This window comes from Pseudomaricurvus sp. ABR4_320 (assembly GCF_056159445.1).
In genome coordinates this window covers 31,913-49,110 of record NZ_JBSWVF010000006.1, presented here as the reverse complement: position 1 = coordinate 49,110, position 17,198 = coordinate 31,913, and the positions used below count along the sequence as shown (strand labels likewise).

The window sequence follows — 17,198 nt, the reverse complement described above, 5'->3', positions numbered from 1 at the left end:
ATCTGGAGTTATTGGTTACGAAAAGGCGTTCAGATCCTGGACGATCTTGTAAACAGGTTCGGCCTGATTCATGGTGTAGAAGTGTAACCCTGGAGCGCCATTATCTAACAGTGTTTCGCAGAGTCGTACGACCACGTCGTGGCCAAACGCTTTTAGACTGGCTTCATCATCTTGATATGCAGCCAATTTATAACGTAACCAGCGTGGAATATCGGCTCCGCAGCCGTCACTAAAACGTACCAGATTCTTGTAGTTAAGAATCGGCATAATACCGGGATAAATCGGGGCATCTATCCCTGCTTTCTGGCAAGCCTCCATAAAATAAAAAAAGGCGTCGGTATTAAAGAAATACTGGGTGATGGCACTGTTTGCACCGGCCGACAACTTGCCTGCAAGGTATTTGATGTCGGTGTCGTAATCTTTCGCTTCCGGGTGAATTTCCGGATAGGCTGCGACCTCGATGCGGAAGTGATCGCCAAAATGCTCGCGAATAAAGGTGACTAATTGGTTGGCGTATATCAGCTGGTAGGATCCACCCATTCCTGACGGAATGTCGCCGCGCAGTGCGACGACCCGATCGATGCCGGCATTTTTGTAATCGGTCAATAACCCAAGAATAGTTTCTTGAGTATCTCCGCCAAAAGATAAGTGTGGCGCAACGGAAAAGCCACCTTCGGCAAAGTGTGTAACCAACCCACGGGTGTTGTCCCGGGTCGAGCCCCCTGCGCCATAGGTCACAGAGTAAAACGCGGGCGACAGGGCGTTCAACCGATCACGAACTTCGATGAGCTTGTCCCTTCCCGCCTCGGTTTTAGGCGGGAAGAATTCCAGACTCAGACGTGGTGTTGAGTCATTCATGCAAGGATATCCTTAATACTTGTAAGCTTCCGGCTTGAATGGGCCTTCGACTTTCACGTTGATGTATTTGGCCTGATCGTCGGTCAGGCGCGTTAATACGCCACCGAAACCTTCAACCATATCCTTAGCGACTTCTTCATCCAGTTTTTTCGGCAGTACTTTCACATAAACTTCAGACGTTTTTTCTGAATCCATAGAGTCTGCAAACTTACGCTCATAGAGGTAGATCTGTGCAAGAACTTGGTTGGCAAAAGAACCGTCCATAATACGAGATGGATGGCCAGTAGCATTGCCCAAGTTGACCAGGCGACCTTCTGACAAAAGAATCAGATGATCATTTTCAGCTTTGTCCCGATAGATCTTGTGGACCTGAGGCTTAATTTCTTCCCACTCATAGTTTTTGCGCAAAAAGGCAGTGTCGATTTCGTTGTCGAAGTGGCCGATGTTACAAACCACTGCGCCGGATTTCAGACCTTGCAACATAGCAGCATCGCAGACATTGATATTGCCGGTGGTGGTAACAACCAAGTCAGTATTTTGCAGCAGAGCGCGATTGACATCGGCAGCCTCGCCAGTGTTAACGCCGTTGTTATAGGCAGAGACGACTTCGTAGCCATCCATGCAGGCTTGCATCGCGCAAATTGGGTCGATCTCGGTAACTTTAACGATCATCCCTTCCTGGCGCAGGGATGCGGCAGAACCTTTGCCGACATCACCGTAACCGATAACCAGCGCTTTTTTACCTGAGAGCAAGTGGTCGGTACCGCGTTTGATCGCATCATTGAGCGAATGACGACAGCCGTATTTGTTGTCGTTTTTTGACTTGGTGACTGAATCGTTGACATTGATCGCGGGAACTTTCAACTCGCCGCGCTCCAGCATTTCAAGAAGGCGATGCACACCGGTGGTGGTTTCTTCTGAGATCCCGTGAATCTTTTTCAGCATGTCAGGGTACTTGCTGTGGACCATCTCAGTCAGGTCGCCGCCATCGTCCAAGATCATATTGGCATCCCAAGGGGTGGAGCCGTCTTTTTCTGAAAGAATGGTTTGCTCAATGCACCAATTGAATTCCTCTTCGGTTTCACCTTTCCAGGCGAAAACCGGAATACCTACGGCCGCAATAGCTGCAGCAGCATGGTCTTGGGTTGAGAAAATATTACAGGAAGACCATCGTACATCTGCGCCCAAATCCACCAGTGTTTCAATTAGGACGGCGGTTTGAATGGTCATGTGGATGCAGCCCATAATTTTGGCGCCGGCCAGAGGCTGAACATCTTTGTACTTACGGCGTAATGCCATCAACGCGGGCATTTCACCTTCGGCGATGATGATTTCCTTACGGCCCCAATCGGCGAGGCTAATGTCGGCAACTTTGTAATCGGTAAAACCGTTTGGTGCGAGTTGTTCTGCACTGCTCATAATATCTCTCCTGTCGCTATCAAAAGGCGATGGCTTGTGTCTGAGTGATTAGGAATTAAATAGCCGCTTTCAGTTCTTCGGCTTTGTCGGTTTTTTCCCAGGTAAAGGCGGTAAAGGTGGTCGACTTCTGCTCGCCGTTTTCTGTCCAAGAATAACTGGCTTCGACGGGTTCGCGCCCGAAGTGACCGTAAGCTGACGTCAATTGATACATGGGATGCAGCAGATCGAGGACTTTGGTAATCGCATAAGGACGCAGATCGAAGGTGTTGCGAATGGCAGCGATTAATTTCTCATCGCTGTATTTTCCTGTACCAAAGGTGTTCACGGAGATGGACGTTGGTTCTGCAACGCCAATCGCGTAGGAAACCTGTACCTCGCAGCGGTCTGCCAGGCCTGCGGCAACCACATTTTTGGCCACGTAGCGGCCGGCGTAGGCGGCTGAGCGGTCAACTTTTGAAGGGTCTTTTCCTGAAAACGCACCGCCGCCATGACGTGCCATGCCGCCGTATGTATCGACGATAATCTTACGGCCAGTCAGGCCTGCGTCACCCACAGGTCCGCCAATGACGAAATTGCCGGTAGGGTTAATGTGAAATTTTGTGTCGGCGTGAAGCAATTCTGCGGGAAGTACGCCGCGAACAATATGCTCCATAACCGCTTCGTGAATATCGCTCTGGCGTATATCTGGATTGTGCTGAGTGGACAGTACGATCGCATCAATCGCTTTCGGCTGTCCGTTCTCGTAGCGCAAGGTTACTTGGCTTTTTGCATCGGGGCGCAGCCAACCGAGAGTTCCGTCGCGGCGCAATTGTGATTGGCGTTCTACTAGGCGGTGGGCGTAGTAGACCGGTGCCGGCATCAATGACGGGGTTTCATTCGTGGCGTAGCCGAACATCAAGCCCTGGTCGCCAGCACCCTGGTCTTCTGGTCGAGAGCGGTCGACACCTTGGTTGATATCGATGGATTGCTTGCCAATAGCGTTGAGTACGGCACAGGTTGCGCCGTCGTAACCAACATCTGAGCTGTTGTAGCCAATATTGATGATGACATCACGAATGATGTCTTCCAAGTCAACGTAACAGGATGTTGTCAGCTCCCCGGCGACGATGGCCATGCCAGTCTTAACCAGAGTTTCAACGGCGACACGCGCGTATTTATCACGGGCGATGATCGCATCGAGGATAGCGTCAGAAATCTGATCTGCCATTTTATCGGGGTGACCCTCAGATACAGATTCAGAGGTGAATATGGAATATTCTGACATGGATTAAACTCCTGCAGCCTTAGTGTTGCTGATTGATCGGTTTAAAGAACTGACGCAGTTGTACTTGAAAGCCATTGCGCAGTCCCAGGTATTGACTCTGTCCTTCTTCCAGGCCAGCGAGTCTGGCCCAATTACTTAAATCTTCCGGTTCAAACCCCAGCCACAGATCACCACAGGATTCCCGAGCCCACTGTTGATCGTGTAGGCATAAATCGGTAATGAGCAGGGCTCCGCCAGGCGTTAGCAGGCGTGCCAGGACATCCATGGTGCTGGCTGGTGACGGCAAGTGGTGAAACACCATATTCACGACGATGCAATCCGACTGGAGTGAATTTGCCAGAGCCTGCTCAGCATCACCGTGGACGAATTCTATATTTCCAAGCTGTCTGCTTTGGGCCAGCTCGCGAGCCTTACCGAGCATTTCGGACGAAATATCCAGTGCGATGACTTGCTGGAAAGTGCCTGAGAGAACGTCGAGAAATTCGCCTTCACCGGGGCCCAGCTCCAGTGCCTGTGTGGTCGCCGCCAGTTTGGTGTGATTCAGTAATTCTTGAACGGCGTCTGCGTAAACAGGATAGCTGGCGATGAGGTCTTGTTGATCGCGAAATCGGTGCAGGTTTTCCGAGAAAAACTTTTGCGCCATGAGCTGCCGTTCTTTCTGTACCTCTCCGAGCCGCTGTTGAATCGTGTCATTGAGCGGCGTGCGGTCGATAAGGTGAAACAATTCTTCCAGCAAGGCTGCGGGCAGGCCTTCGCGGCTCGCGAGATTGCGTCGATAGAAAATGGAATTGCCCTCACGGCGGGAGGTCAGCAAACCGACGTTGGTGAGCACCTTGAGATGGTGACTCATGCCTGACTGCTTAATATCGAGCAGTTGGGACAATTCCATGACACTGAAGGAATCTCTGGCCAGCAATCGCAGGATTTCCAGACGCAGAGTATCGCCCGCTGCCTTGAGGACTCGGGACAGAGAGTCAATGGCAGTGGCTTCTTCCGCAATATCTGACGCCATGAGTGAATGATTCATGACGGCAGTCTAGCAGGTAATTGCAATCTATATCAAAATATTTTGATATAGAATCCTGAGTTGATCCTCACAAATGACATAAGCGAAGCGCCGGCGCTATTTCCATTCGTTGAGAATGATGCCAATGCCGATACGTTTAGAGCGATAGTTGTAGTCGATCAGGGTTTCACCATAACCGTTTACATACTCCAGGTAACCGTTGAGAGGTCCAGGCAATGGAAAAATCAGGTTCAGTTGCACGGATGTCTTGTTATCGTGACGTTTCAGGTTATTGCGCAGCTTGATGGAAAATATTTTCGCTGGATCCCACTGGTAAGACGCCCGATAGTCGGCATAGCCTAGGTAATCCTCGATATCCGGGTTGTCGTCGTCTTCTCTGTCTTCCGGGAGCCGATACCAAGGCTTGACGGTGTATGTCCAACGGTTATGAGTCAGAGTTGTCTCTAAAAATAAGCGGTTCCAGCTGCGAGAGAGTTCATCGCCACGGCCATTTGATTGATGATTGAAGCCGAGCGCATACCTTTCGAGTTGTAAGTTGAGAAAGTCGAAGTCTTTGTTGGTTTCATGCTCCCAGAAAATCTCTGGTTCATAGTTGGTTTCGCGGAAAGGGGCGGATACATCGCTGTTGTACATTTGCCAGAAACTCAACTGGCTGTAGGCAAGCCAGATTTTTGAATCCTGGATAAATAAATCTTGGGCGAGAGGGATTTTGAAGCTGATCTGGTACTTGAGCTCTTCGTTGTCGAGTATTTGTTCCGGCTCGTCGGCAAGATCTTCATAGTTGTCTCGGAAAGGATCTTCGTTAGGCGCTTCAGAATAGGTATAAGGCAGAATATAGGTAGCCTTATAGGGCTGAATTGAAAAATCGTCGTCAAAAATCTTGTAGGTGAACTTGCGCTTGCGGACCACTTCCTCTTCAGTAATTTGCTGGCCGTCGTTGGTTTCGCTTCCTATGACCGGCTCTATAGGAGTAAACAGCGAGTCATAACAGGCCAGACGATCGCGATCAATATAGATTGAGCGGCAGTCTTCAGGCGTTCTGGCGTAAGTAATAGAAGAATACAGGGCCAGGGCAGAAGCCAGGGCCAGGCCTTTCGACCTTTGCATACATAAAAACATGATAATTTGGTGACAACCCGTGAAATCGGCGGCGGAAGTATACGTTTTTTTGTTAATTCACGCGAAGGTTAACTCTGCATGAGCATAGCGCAGTTATATGTCGGTATCGCGACGTTAGATATAACCTCGTTCGGTTAAGACGCCGAGGAGCGGGATGTCCCAGCTGGCGCTGTCGAGGGACGAGACCTGTTGGCAGGTATGGGCGAGGCCAAGTAACTGCGGTTTTTGAATTCTGAAGCGGGATTTAAATGCAAAGCTGCGATCGTAAAAACCGCCACCCATGCCCAGCCGTTCACCTTTATGATCAAATCCAACCAAGGGTAACAGTATCGTATCCAGGTGGCGTGCCGGGCGGCATGGAACGCTACCGAGCTGAGGCTCTGGGATCCCAAATCGATTTGGTGCGAGACGGGCGTTTTTTCGCCAAGGCAAAAACCAAAGGTGGCCTTCTCGATAGGGGTGCAGCTTGGGAAGATAGATCTTTTTACCCTGGCGCCGCAGCTCTTGCAGAAGTGGCCGTGGGTCAATTTCACCGTCACTGGGCCAATAGGCCGCAATGTGTTGGCTTTTTTTCAACACTGGGTGCTGGTGGAACCGGCGACATAATTGTCGGGCTGCTTGTCGCTGCTGGCGTGGAGACAGGCTACGGCGTCGGTAACGCAACGCCTTGCGCAGTTCCTTGCGGGTAAATGGAGCGCTATCGAGAATGTCTACGTCGGGAAAAAACGCCATAACAATACTACGGAAAGAGGAGCCCCGAGAGTGCGGCTGTCGACTTGGCCTTGAACCGAAAGGTTCAAGGTGGGGGCCCCTGCAATATCTCAGGCTTTCCGTCAGGCGGACATGCACACTGATATTGGCGAGTTGCCCCCGGGTTACACATTATCGGCTCGAGGACTCGTCAACTGGCCAACACCTCAGGGTTGCAACCAGTATAACGCACACCTGTCAGCCTCGACAGATTGACCTGCCCGCTAGAAAGGCGTATGGGCTTGCTGGTCCTGCGGGTCTGATCTTATCCCTCACCCCGGTCTTCGCTGTCGAGTAATGCCTGGCTGACTTTATCGTTCAGCCGATCCAGTGTGGCGTCATCTTCCTGTTGTTGTTTTACATTTCGCCTGGCTTCTACCAGTTCGTGACTCAGATTTAATGCGGTAATGATGGCAATTCTCTCCAGGCCGATGACACTTCCCTGGTTGCGGATTTGTCGCATGCGAGCATCGAGGTCGGCGGCCGCCTCATGGAGTGCTGTCACTTCATCCTTTTGACAGGCAACTTGATATTCCTTATCCAGAATTTTAACGAAAACGCTATCTGACATAGGACATCGCGGCGGGTGCCGCCCTCACTGGGTTATGTTTGGGGCTCAAGGCTTTTCAAGCGTTGAATCATGGCCTCGATGCGGTATTTAGCCTCATTATTTTTCTCTTTAAGACGGGCGCATTCCGATGTCAGTTCAGTCTCTTTCAGTTGGCGCCGATTTAGTTCCTGAGAGAGGCGCTGATTCTTATGCTGCAAACGTTCATGGCTGGCCAGCAATAAGTCTATATGGGCTTCCAGTGCAGCAAGTTTGTCCTGATTCATCGGTGACTGGCTCTTTGTCGAAAGCGTGGGCGGGCAAAATATTCGTCTGTAAATAGGCTAAGTATAATGGATAGAGCAGGGTGATGAACTGAGACTTGTGTGGTTACATGGTAGAATCTCTATATTTCAGGTGCATATTTCATGTCGCAGCCCGCAGCCCTTATTTCTTTCGAAGAGCTCAACCATCTGCTGGTGCCTTTAGGGGCGCTTAACAGCCCTTCGCAGTTGCACGGATTTCTGGCAGGAAAATTGTCCGGCGGCGCTCGGCCAGAGGGCGATGCCTGGATGGCTGAAGCCATTGAGTTTCTAGATTTGATTACCGATGACCAGGGCGTCGTCGGCGATAATGAAGAGCGTGGCCAGTTAGCCCTGGCGCGGTTGTATCCGACAACTCTGGCGCAGCTGCAGGATGACCACTTTGGATTTCAATTGCTGTTACCTGCCGATGACGCAGATGTCGACGACCGCTCGGTGGCGCTGGGTGAGTGGTGTCATGGATTTCTGGCGGGATTGGGAAGTGCTCGGCTTGATCCGAGCACGAAATTTTCACCGGAAACCGCAGACGCTCTGCGGGATCTCGCGGCGATTGCCAATGTTGGTATCCCTGATGAGTCCAGTGAGGAAGAGCATCAAGAGGCCCAGGCTGCTCTCGAGGAGTTGATTGAATACGTGCGGGTTGCGGTGATGACCCTGTTTGGGGAGGTCTGCGGCAGCGATGATCCAGAGTCAGGGCCGACGCTGCATTGATCCTCAAAAAATTGTGTGCACGGAGACATCAACTCCGTGCTCTGCGAAGTGTAAAAGAGACGAACTATAGGAGTGCTCCATGGCGATAGATCAGCAGGAGTTTGCACGGCGTCGGCAGCAGCTGATGGACTTAATGGAGCCCAACAGCATCGTGGTATTACCTGCCGCCGCAGAAAAAATACGGTCACGGGATACCGAATATCCCTATCGTCAGGATAGTGATTTTTATTATCTAAGCGGTTTTGTCGAACCAGAAGCTGTCATGGTGTTACTGCCCGGCGCAGAGCATGGTGAATTTCTGGTTTTTTGTCGTGAGCGTGATCGGGCGCGCGAGCAGTGGACTGGATATCGTGCGGGGCCTGAGGGGGTTAGAGATCGTTACGGTGCTGACGACGCCTTTCCTATTGATGAGATTGACGACATTCTGCCCGGTTTAATCGAGGGACGTACCCGTATCTATTATTCCTTAGGGCGTAATTCTGAGTTTGATCACCAGGTTATGGGCTGGGTTAACACCATCCGCAGTAAAGTGCGCTCCGGTGTCATTCCGCCAAGTGAAATGGTTGATCTTGAGCACTTTCTGCATGAATTGCGTTTGTTCAAAAGCCCGGCCGAGATTGACGTCATGCGCCGCTCCGGCGAAATAGCTGCTGCTGCTCATGTTCGCGCCATGCAGACGGCCAGGCCGGGTCTGCACGAATACCATTTGCAAGCCGAAATCGAATACGAATTTGCCCGCTCCGGGGCGGTTGCACCAGCCTATAGCTCGATCGTTGGCGGTGGCGCGAACGCCTGTGTCCTTCACTACATCGAAAATCGCGATCTGCTGAAAGATGGCGACTTGGTTTTGATCGATGCGGGCTGTGAATACGAAGGCTACGCCGCCGATATCACGCGAACGTTTCCCGTGAATGGTCGCTTTTCTCCAGAGCAAAGAGCGCTCTACGAAGTCGTGTTGAGGGCGCAGGAGGAGGCGATTGCGGCGACTGCGCCAGGGCGTCTTTGGCAGGATGCCCATGATGCCGCGGTACGAGTGATCACCGAAGGACTTATCGAGCTGGGCTTGCTGCAAGGTAAACTCGATGAGTTGATTGAAAACAATGCCTATCAGCCATTTTACATGCACCGTACCGGCCACTGGTTAGGTTTGGACGTACACGATGTCGGAGACTATCGAGTCGATGGTCAGTGGCGCGAATTGAAAGTGGGCATGTGTATGACCGTTGAGCCAGGTATATACGTATCTCCCGATGACACATCCGTTGAGGAGCGTTGGCGCGGTATTGGTATTCGTATTGAAGACGATGTTGTCGTGACCACCGGCGGCTGTGAAATTCTGACTGGGGGAGTCCCAAAGACCATCGCCGACATCGAGGCACTGATGGCAACCCCGTAGATTAACTCGAGCGACATAAAAAGATGCAAACGGATATCGCCATAATCGGCGGGGGCATGACTGGGGCAACCCTGGCCTGCCTAGTGGCGCAGACCTCTCCACAGCTGCACATAACCTTAATTGATAGTCTGCCTTTCCCGAGCGCCAATAGCCCGATCTACCAGCCGAGCTTTGATGATCGGGTGACCGCTTTGGCGAACAGTTCCGCCGAACTGTTGCAGCAACTTGGCGTATGGCAGCAAATTGCTGAACAGGCCACGCCAATAACAACCATCCATGTTTCTGATCGGGGCCATTTGGGTGGCGCGCAGATGAGCAATTCAGAGCTGGGTGTTGATGCTCTCGGCTATGTGGTGGCTAACGCCTGGCTGGGGCGGTGCCTGTTTCATCGGTTGGAGGAGTTTCCGCACATACGTACCTTGGCGCCAGCAGATGTTGTTGGATTGCAGCCTAAGCGCTCAGGTGCATCACTGGCAATCAACCAAGGTGGTGAGGTCTCGACCTTAACGGCTCGAGTGGTCGTCGTGGCCGATGGCCGAGATTCCGAACTGACTCGACAATTGGGTATTCATCGAGAGGTCGATGATTACCAGCAGACTGCCATTGTCGCAAATGTCGCTTTTTCTGAGCCTCATCAGGGCCGCGCGTTTGAACGTTTTACCTCAGTTGGCCCTGTCGCCGTGTTGCCGATGGGAGGTGCTGACGGGTGTCAGGGCGCCCTGGTTTGGTCCCGAGCCCATGACGACGCGAATAGATTGCTGGCGATGGAAGAAGCGCCCTTTTTAGACGAGCTGCAAGCGGCGTTCGGATATCGCATCGGCAAATTTACGCGGTGTGGTCGAAGAGAAAGTTATCCGCTGTTGCTAACTCAGGCAAAGGAACAGATTCGCCGGGGCATCGTCGTAATGGGGAATGCCGCGCATACCTTGCACCCTGTGGCCGGACAGGGTTTTAACCTTTCATTGCGAGACTGCTCGCAGTTGGCGGCGTGTCTTGCCGGATTGACCCCGGAGACTGACAGCTGGCCGCTGTTGCAGCACTACCAAGCGCGCCGACAGGTTGATCAAAACGTGACGATCTCGATCAGTGATCAATTGATCCGATGGTTTACCAGTGCTGAATTGTCTCGCGCCGCCGCTCGCAGCGGCGGTTTGTTAACCATGGAATTACTGCCACCCGTTAAAGAACTATTTACTCGCCAGACCATGGGTGTATTGAATGGGAGGCCATCCATGATGCCGACGTTACATCGTCGTGGAATTCGCAGAGGAGCAGTCTAGAGTGAGCTCGAATTCAATGCATGCCGATGTCATTATTGTGGGGGGTGGATTAATCGGCAGCATACTGGCCAGTAAGCTGGCGAAAGCGATGACAGGGATAGAGGTGGTCGTCCTTGAAGCGGCAGGAGAGCCTCCGGTCTACAGCGGCGCACAGGCTGATCCCCGCGTGGTAGCGCTTAATCGGTCTTCGCAATCCCTGCTGCAAGATATCGGCGTGTGGGACCAGATTCTCACTGAACGTGCCTGCCCTTATTATGCGATGTGCGTCTGGGAAGAGCTCGGTACTGCCGGCGTTGATTTTTCCAGTACGGATATTGGCGAGACCGATTTAGGCCACATTGTTGAAAACAGTATTGTTGTCAGGGCGTGCCGGAACCAGTTACTCAATGTCCCGACAGTCACGTTACTGACGGATGTCGGGCGGGTGACTCTGGGTGATGACGAAGGTGGCGATCGCTCCGTTACCCTGGCCGATGGGCGCCGTATTTTCGCGCCACTGATCATCGCCGCAGACGGTGCTGAATCGCACATCCGGTCTGCAAGTGGTATTGCGGTCGACGAGCGAGATTATGGCCATGTGGCTCTGGTGGCAACCGTGCGTACAGAATTCAGCCACGAATACACGGCCTGGCAAAAATTTCTCGATGACGGTCCGTTGGCATTTCTTCCTCTGTCTTTGGGGGAAGAAGAGCCATTGAGTAGCCATTATTCCTCAATTGTCTGGTCTTGCAGCCCTGACCGTGGGGAGGCGTTACGCGACTTGGGGAGTGATGATTTCTGCCGACAACTCAGCGATACCTTTGAGCATCGCCTGGGCAAGGTTTTGGACGTTTCGCCGCGTCACGTTTTTCACTTACGCGCTCGCCATGCGGAGCGGTATCACGCTGCTGGAGTGGTCTTGGTCGGTGATGCTGCCCACACGATTCACCCTCTGGCAGGGCAGGGGGTGAATCTGGGTTTGAAGGATGTACGGGCGTTGGTCGACGAGTTGCAGCGAGGCCATCAGCGCGGATTGTCGTTACGGGATTCGTCGGTTCTGGCGCGTTATCAACGTCGCCGCCGGGGGGATAATCTGCTGATGCTCACGGCTATGGAGGGCTTCAAGCAGCTCTATGGTGCGGATGCTCCAGCTCTGCGCTGGATTCGGAATGCCGGTATGCGAGGCTTTAATCGCTTGGCGCCCATCAAGCATCAAATTATGCGCCGCGCGTTAGATTTATAAGGTGCCGCGTACTGGCAGGCTATCTATTTCAACTGCGTTGCCAGCGGCAGCTCTGTGGTATTTTTGATGCGGGTTACCGCCACGTTGGAGTGAATTTCCCGTATCCCGGTCATTTGCGCTAGAAAGCTGCGCACAAAGGTTTCGTAGTGACGAATGTCTCGCGTGACAATTTTCAGCATATAGTCCATGGTGCCGGTCATTGTGTAGCATTCGACCACTTCAGGCAGGCCTGCGACAGCGCTTTCAAACTCTTCAAGGCTTTGGCGGCCATGTGCGCTCAGACTGACACTGGCAAAAACCACCACGTCCATGCCCAGCTTTTCGGGATTTAATATGGCCACTCGGCGATCGATATAGCCAGCTTCCGACAGACGATTTACGCGTCGCCAGCAAGGGCTTTGAGACAGTCCAATCTTGTCTGCAAGGTCTGCGGCCGTGAGGCCCGCATCTTCTTGTAGGAGGCTCAGAATACGAATATCGGTAGCAGTCAGATCCTGTTGCATAGCTTTTCTTATTATTTAGGCTTTTTTGGAAGTTTATGCCTCCAAACCTGCTTTTTGCCAGAAAAATAACAAAAAAATGCCCTCGCGCTAGCGCTATTCTGTCAGTAAGACGTTGACATCAATAACAATAATGAAAGAGCGTGGAGGTGGATATGAACCTGCGACAGGTGACTCTCGATGACAAATTTCAGCGCCCGTCCGGCGACATGTTTATGTCGGGTATCGATGCCTTGGTGCGTCTGCCGATCCTCCAGCATCAACGGGACTGCCAGTCAGGGCTGAATACTGCTGGCTTTGTCTCTGGCTACCGAGGCTCGCCTCTGGGCGGGCTAGATCAGACATTCTGGAAAGCGAGCCAGTGGTTGCAAGACCATAACATTGTTTTCAAACCCGGCGTGAATGAAGAGTTGGCAATGACTTCCGTATGGGGAAGTCAGCAGATAAATCTCTTTGATGGCGCCAAATACGACGGCGTATTTGGGCTCTGGTACGGCAAGGGGCCAGGCCTGGACCGCTCCGTTGACGCCTTGCGTCATGCCAATGCGTTTGGCACATCTCCCCATGGCGGTGTCCTGGTTGTCGTCGGTGATGACCACGGCTGCAAATCATCGACCTATCCCTATCAAAGTGAGCATGTGTTCATGGGGGTTTCTGCCCCGGTATTGGCACCCGCTAACGTTCAGGAAATCCTGGACTACGGTGTGCTGGGGTGGGCTATGTCTCGTTACAGCGGCTGTTATGTCGGCTTAAAAGCCATCACTGAAAATGTGGATTCCTCCATGACCGTAGAGGTGGATCCTGTACGACTTCCTGTTCGTTACCCCGATTCGGTTGTGGCGCCCCAGGGCGGCTTCAATGGGCGATTACACGACACACCGCTGGCTCAGGAGGAGCGACTGAATCGGCACAAAATTTATGCCGCACGAGAATTTGCTCGAGCCAACCACATCGACCGCATAACTCATGACTCCCGGCAGGCAAAGCTGGGTATTATCACCTCCGGCAAAGCCTGGTTGGATGTTCTGCAGGCCCTCGAAGACCTGGGGATTGACGCCGAGAAGGCCGCTAAGATTAGATTGCGAATCTACAAAGTCGGCATGCCTTGGCCGCTGGAACCTGTTGGTGTACATGAATTTGCGCGGGGCTTGAAAGAGATACTGGTTGTCGAGGAAAAACGCTCCATCATCGAAGACCAGTTGACCGGGCAGCTCTACAATTGGCCCGTTCGCGAGCGGCCGCGGGTGGTGGGAGAAAAAGATGAACTGGGGCAGGAGCTGCTGGGGAATCTTGGCGAGTTGACGCCAGCTCTCGTCGCACAGTCGATTGCCGTGCGTTTACGTCCAATCTATACAGACATGGACATCGAGCGGCGCCTACAATTTTTGGCGGTGAAAAAACAGTCTCTCGCACAGACGCAAAGACCCTTGCGAACACCGCACTATTGCTCGGGCTGTCCGCACAATTCATCGACGGTAGTACCGGAGGGTAGCCGTGCGCTCGGGGGTATCGGTTGTCACTACATGGTGACCTGGATGCATCGCGCAACGGATACTTTCAGTCAGATGGGAGGCGAAGGGGCGGCATGGATTGGCCAATCGCCTTTTACCCGTACGGAGCATGTTTTTCAAAATCTCGGCGATGGTACCTATTTCCACAGTGGTATTTTGGCGATTCGCGCTGCCATATCTGCGGGCGTCAACATCACCTACAAAATACTCTACAACGATGCTGTTGCGATGACCGGCGGACAACCACTGGATGGCCAACTCAGCATTGCGGATTTGCTCGATCAACTCCGCAGTGAGGGCGTGCAGCGTATCGCTTTGGTGAGTGATGAGCCTGAGAAATATCCGGCACAGTTGACGGCGCGTGATGGGTTAAGCGTACACCATCGGCGTCGATTAAATAACGTGCAGGAAACTATGCGACAGGTGACTGGCGTATCCGTCCTTGTCTACGATCAAACCTGTGCCGCGGAAAAGCGTCGACGACACAAAGTGGGTGCTCTTGGTGAGCCGAAACGCCGTGTATACATTCATCCTGAACTTTGCGAAGGCTGCGGAGATTGCAGTCGTAAATCCAACTGTCTTTCTGTAGAACCGTTGCAAACTGACCTGGGACGTAAACGACGCATCAATCAACACGCCTGTAATAAAGATTTCAGCTGTGTTGAAGGTTTTTGTCCAAGCTTTATTTCTCTCTACGGTGCTGATGTTAAAACGGGTGTTGGGGCGCCGTCTCCGTTGTTGCTACAGACTTTGACCATGCCTTCATTACGCAAATTGGACGGCGCATGGAATCTTGTGGTCGCAGGTGTTGGCGGAACCGGTGTATTGACCGTCAGTGCGATCCTGGGGATGGCAGCCCATTTGGAAAATAAGGGAAGTTCTGTTCTTAATTTGACGGGCTTGGCGCAAAAGTTTGGGGCAGTGGTTTCTCATGTACGTATTGCCAAAGATCAACGTACGATTCGAGCTGTTCGAGTTCCCGCGGGCGATGCGCATCTGTTGCTAGGGTGTGACCTTATCGTCAGTGCGGGCGACGATGCCCTGTCGAAAGTGAACTCAGACTTTTCTCATGCCGTGATCAATGATCATTTGTCTCCAACGGCAGAATTTATCGCTAATCCAGATGTCGACTACCCAATTGCAGAGATGAAATCAGCAATCGAGGGAGAGCTTGGTGAGGGCCGAGCTTCGTTCGTAGATGCCAGCGATTTGTCGGAAGAACTGCTTGGTGATCCGATTGCCGCCAATAGTTTTCTTATGGGGTATGCCTGGCAACAGGGACTGATCCCGTTGGAGCAAGCGTCAATATTTCGCGCCATCGAAATCAATAATGTCGCCGTTGTGGCGAGCATTAACGCATTTCAATGGGGGCGACTGTCTGCTGCCGGTATAGGCGTGTCTCGAGAAGGCCAGGTTGATGTTCAAGAATTGGATGTTCTGGAAGACGTTGTTAGAGATCGATCCCGGCGTTTGGTGTCTTATCAAAATGAATCTTACGCTCAACGCTATCGTGATTTTGTTGAGCGGTGTCGAGAGCGGGAATCGATGCTGGATTGCAGAGGTGATTATCCTTTTACGTTCGCTGTCGCCAAAGCCTATTATCGTTTGCTGGCCTACAAAGACGAATACGAAGTTGCCCGACTTCTATCGGCAGAATCTTTCAAAACAAAACTGAGGGCCACGTTCAATGGTAATTATCGGGTTCACTATCATTTTGCGATTCCGCTTTTGAATAGGCTCAATTTTGGGCGACAGTCTGCTGTTAAGATCGAATATGGCGCGTGGATGTCGGTTCCTTTGAAAGCCCTGGCAAAACTGAAATGTCTTCGTGGCAGTTGGTTCGACATCTTCTCGTACACCAAAGACCGAAAGCTCGATAAATCGCTGATTTTTGAGTTTGAACGTTTGGTAGATCGGGATCTCTTGCCTAAACTGAATAGGAAAAATTTGTCCGCAGCCATCGACGTAATTAACTCTACGGAGACGATTCGAGGTTATGGCCATGTTCGCAGTAAATCGGTGATGGCCTGGCGTAACGGGTTGTCTCAAAAACTGGCAAATTTGAATCCGTCGGATGCCGACACAGTCCAGATTATCAATTTCGATAAGGTCGTGTAGGAGGTCGTCAGTGAGTTTGTTTGAACACCCGTCTTATGACAATCATGAAAAAGTGGCTTTTATGAATGATCCCAAAAGCGGATTGCAAGCCATTATTGCCGTTCATAATACCCAGCGAGGTAGCGCTCTTGGCGGTTGCCGTATGTACCCTTATCGCGACAGTGATGCGGCGTTGAATGATGTGTTGCGGCTGTCTCGCGGAATGACGTATAAATCTGCGGTAGCTAATCTGCCATTAGGCGGTGCGAAATCAGTAATTGTGGGTGACTCCCGATTGCACAAAACGCCGGAATTGTTGCGAGCCATGGGGAGTTTTATCGACTCCTTTGACGGGCTTTACACAGCAGCAGAAGATTCCGGTATCAGCGAGCAGGATTTATCACTCATGGCTGAGACCACGTCACATGTCACGGGGATCAGCTCCGCCAACACGTTACGGGGAGATCCTTCTCCGGCTACTGCATTTGGTGTCTATGTCGGTATAGTGTCGTCGGTGGCTAGAAAATTTCAAACACGTGACCTCAAGGATATGACCGTCGCTGTTCAAGGCTTGGGGAACGTTGGATATCACTTGGCGAGGCGCCTGCATGCTGCCGGAGCCAAGCTTTGGGTCAGTGATATCTTCACCGAAAATGCCCGCCGGGCTGAAGCAGAGTTTGGAGCCACATTGGTTTCACCGCGAGAGATTATGCAGCTTGACGTGGATCTCTTTTGTCCCTGTGCGATGGGGGCTGTGCTGGATGAAATGTTACTCGATACCTTGCAGGTGTCGATAGTTGCCGGATGCGCCAATAACCAGCTCGCACAGGACCATGTCGGTGAAATGCTCGCGGCGAAAGGTATTCTTTATGCGCCTGATTATGTCGTTAATGCTGGTGGTGTCATCGATATTTTTTATCAGCGACAAGGTCGCTCTAGAGAGGATGCGGAAGCGCATATTTCCGACAATATTGGCCAAAGCCTCGATGAAATTTTCACGGAGCATGAACGCACTGGCGTCGCGACCAATCGCCTCGCAGATGCATTGGCGAGACGGCGACTAGAAGGGGAAATTTGCGTTGATGAGGTGGCAGCCTAGGAGAGCCTGCCTCGAAAACGAAGATTAACGGTCTTGTTAGAATGGGACATCAGGCGCGAAGTTTTTACGCCTGAT

General features: G+C 52.0%; 15 protein-coding genes and 1 other RNA gene. 6 read left to right on the top strand and 10 right to left on the bottom strand.

The window, feature by feature from the left end:
• Nucleotides 1-15 precede the first annotated feature (15 nt).
• The 9 genes from metF to ACXAFR_RS13550 form a co-directional block, all read right to left on the bottom strand.
• Nucleotides 16-858 (bottom strand): methylenetetrahydrofolate reductase [NAD(P)H], encoded by an 843-nt coding sequence (metF, locus tag ACXAFR_RS13590; protein ID WP_475177758.1) that lies wholly within the window; start codon nucleotides 856-858, stop codon nucleotides 16-18.
• Nucleotides 859-870: 12 nt separating this feature from the next.
• Complete coding sequence (ahcY, locus tag ACXAFR_RS13585) at nucleotides 871-2,277, bottom strand: adenosylhomocysteinase (protein ID WP_475177754.1); 1,407 nt, start codon at nucleotides 2,275-2,277, stop codon at nucleotides 871-873.
• A gap of 55 nt (nucleotides 2,278-2,332) precedes the next feature.
• Nucleotides 2,333-3,541 carry a methionine adenosyltransferase gene (gene metK, locus ACXAFR_RS13580; protein ID WP_475177752.1) on the bottom strand — a complete coding sequence of 403 codons (1,209 nt, stop codon included), beginning with the start codon at nucleotides 3,539-3,541 and terminating at the stop codon, nucleotides 2,333-2,335.
• A gap of 19 nt (nucleotides 3,542-3,560) precedes the next feature.
• Nucleotides 3,561-4,568, bottom strand: a complete 1,008-nt coding sequence (locus tag ACXAFR_RS13575; RefSeq protein ID WP_475177749.1) for an ArsR/SmtB family transcription factor — start codon at nucleotides 4,566-4,568, stop codon at nucleotides 3,561-3,563.
• Between the two features lie 96 nt (nucleotides 4,569-4,664).
• Complete coding sequence (locus tag ACXAFR_RS13570; protein ID WP_475177747.1) at nucleotides 4,665-5,675, bottom strand: phospholipase A; 1,011 nt, start codon at nucleotides 5,673-5,675, stop codon at nucleotides 4,665-4,667.
• A gap of 126 nt (nucleotides 5,676-5,801) precedes the next feature.
• Nucleotides 5,802-6,419: a 5-formyltetrahydrofolate cyclo-ligase gene (locus ACXAFR_RS13565; protein ID WP_475177746.1), complete on the bottom strand. Its 618-nt coding sequence runs from the start codon at nucleotides 6,417-6,419 to the stop codon at nucleotides 5,802-5,804.
• 17 nt (nucleotides 6,420-6,436) lie between these two features.
• Nucleotides 6,437-6,614: non-coding RNA, 6S RNA (gene ssrS / locus ACXAFR_RS13560), on the bottom strand.
• Nucleotides 6,615-6,702: 88 nt separating this feature from the next.
• Nucleotides 6,703-7,008 (bottom strand): cell division protein ZapA, encoded by a 306-nt coding sequence (locus ACXAFR_RS13555; RefSeq protein WP_475177743.1) that lies wholly within the window; start codon nucleotides 7,006-7,008, stop codon nucleotides 6,703-6,705.
• A 32-nt stretch (nucleotides 7,009-7,040) separates the two neighbouring features.
• Nucleotides 7,041-7,271 (bottom strand): hypothetical protein, encoded by a 231-nt coding sequence (locus tag ACXAFR_RS13550; protein WP_475177742.1) that lies wholly within the window; start codon nucleotides 7,269-7,271, stop codon nucleotides 7,041-7,043.
• Between the two features lie 141 nt (nucleotides 7,272-7,412).
• Here ACXAFR_RS13550 and ACXAFR_RS13545 point away from each other — a divergent pair, with 141 nt between their 5' ends.
• The 4 genes from ACXAFR_RS13545 (at nucleotide 7,413) to ACXAFR_RS13530 (ending at nucleotide 11,916) form a co-directional block, all read left to right on the top strand.
• Complete coding sequence (locus tag ACXAFR_RS13545) at nucleotides 7,413-8,018, top strand: UPF0149 family protein (protein ID WP_475177739.1); 606 nt, start codon at nucleotides 7,413-7,415, stop codon at nucleotides 8,016-8,018.
• A 79-nt stretch (nucleotides 8,019-8,097) separates the two neighbouring features.
• The gene (gene pepP / locus ACXAFR_RS13540) at nucleotides 8,098-9,414 is read left to right on the top strand and encodes a Xaa-Pro aminopeptidase (RefSeq protein ID WP_475177738.1); all 1,317 of its coding nucleotides are present in this window, start codon (nucleotides 8,098-8,100) and stop codon (nucleotides 9,412-9,414) included.
• 23 nt (nucleotides 9,415-9,437) lie between these two features.
• On the top strand, nucleotides 9,438-10,694 hold the full coding sequence (ubiH, locus tag ACXAFR_RS13535) for a 2-octaprenyl-6-methoxyphenyl hydroxylase (protein ID WP_475177737.1): 1,257 nt from the start codon (nucleotides 9,438-9,440) through the stop codon (nucleotides 10,692-10,694).
• A gap of 1 nt (nucleotide 10,695) precedes the next feature.
• A complete protein-coding gene (locus ACXAFR_RS13530; protein WP_475177736.1) occupies nucleotides 10,696-11,916 on the top strand; it encodes a UbiH/UbiF/VisC/COQ6 family ubiquinone biosynthesis hydroxylase in 1,221 nt (406 codons plus the stop codon).
• Between the two features lie 23 nt (nucleotides 11,917-11,939).
• Here the strand turns inward: ACXAFR_RS13530 and ACXAFR_RS13525 are convergent, their stop codons facing one another.
• Nucleotides 11,940-12,419 carry an Lrp/AsnC family transcriptional regulator gene (locus ACXAFR_RS13525; protein ID WP_475177733.1) on the bottom strand — a complete coding sequence of 160 codons (480 nt, stop codon included), beginning with the start codon at nucleotides 12,417-12,419 and terminating at the stop codon, nucleotides 11,940-11,942.
• 152 nt (nucleotides 12,420-12,571) lie between these two features.
• Between ACXAFR_RS13525 and ACXAFR_RS13520 the strand changes: the two genes are divergently transcribed.
• Together ACXAFR_RS13520 and ACXAFR_RS13515 are read left to right on the top strand one after the other, a co-directional pair.
• Nucleotides 12,572-16,045: an indolepyruvate ferredoxin oxidoreductase family protein gene (locus ACXAFR_RS13520; protein WP_475177732.1), complete on the top strand. Its 3,474-nt coding sequence runs from the start codon at nucleotides 12,572-12,574 to the stop codon at nucleotides 16,043-16,045.
• Between the two features lie 10 nt (nucleotides 16,046-16,055).
• On the top strand, nucleotides 16,056-17,123 hold the full coding sequence (locus ACXAFR_RS13515; protein ID WP_475177730.1) for a Glu/Leu/Phe/Val family dehydrogenase: 1,068 nt from the start codon (nucleotides 16,056-16,058) through the stop codon (nucleotides 17,121-17,123).
• Nucleotides 17,124-17,198 lie beyond the last annotated feature (75 nt).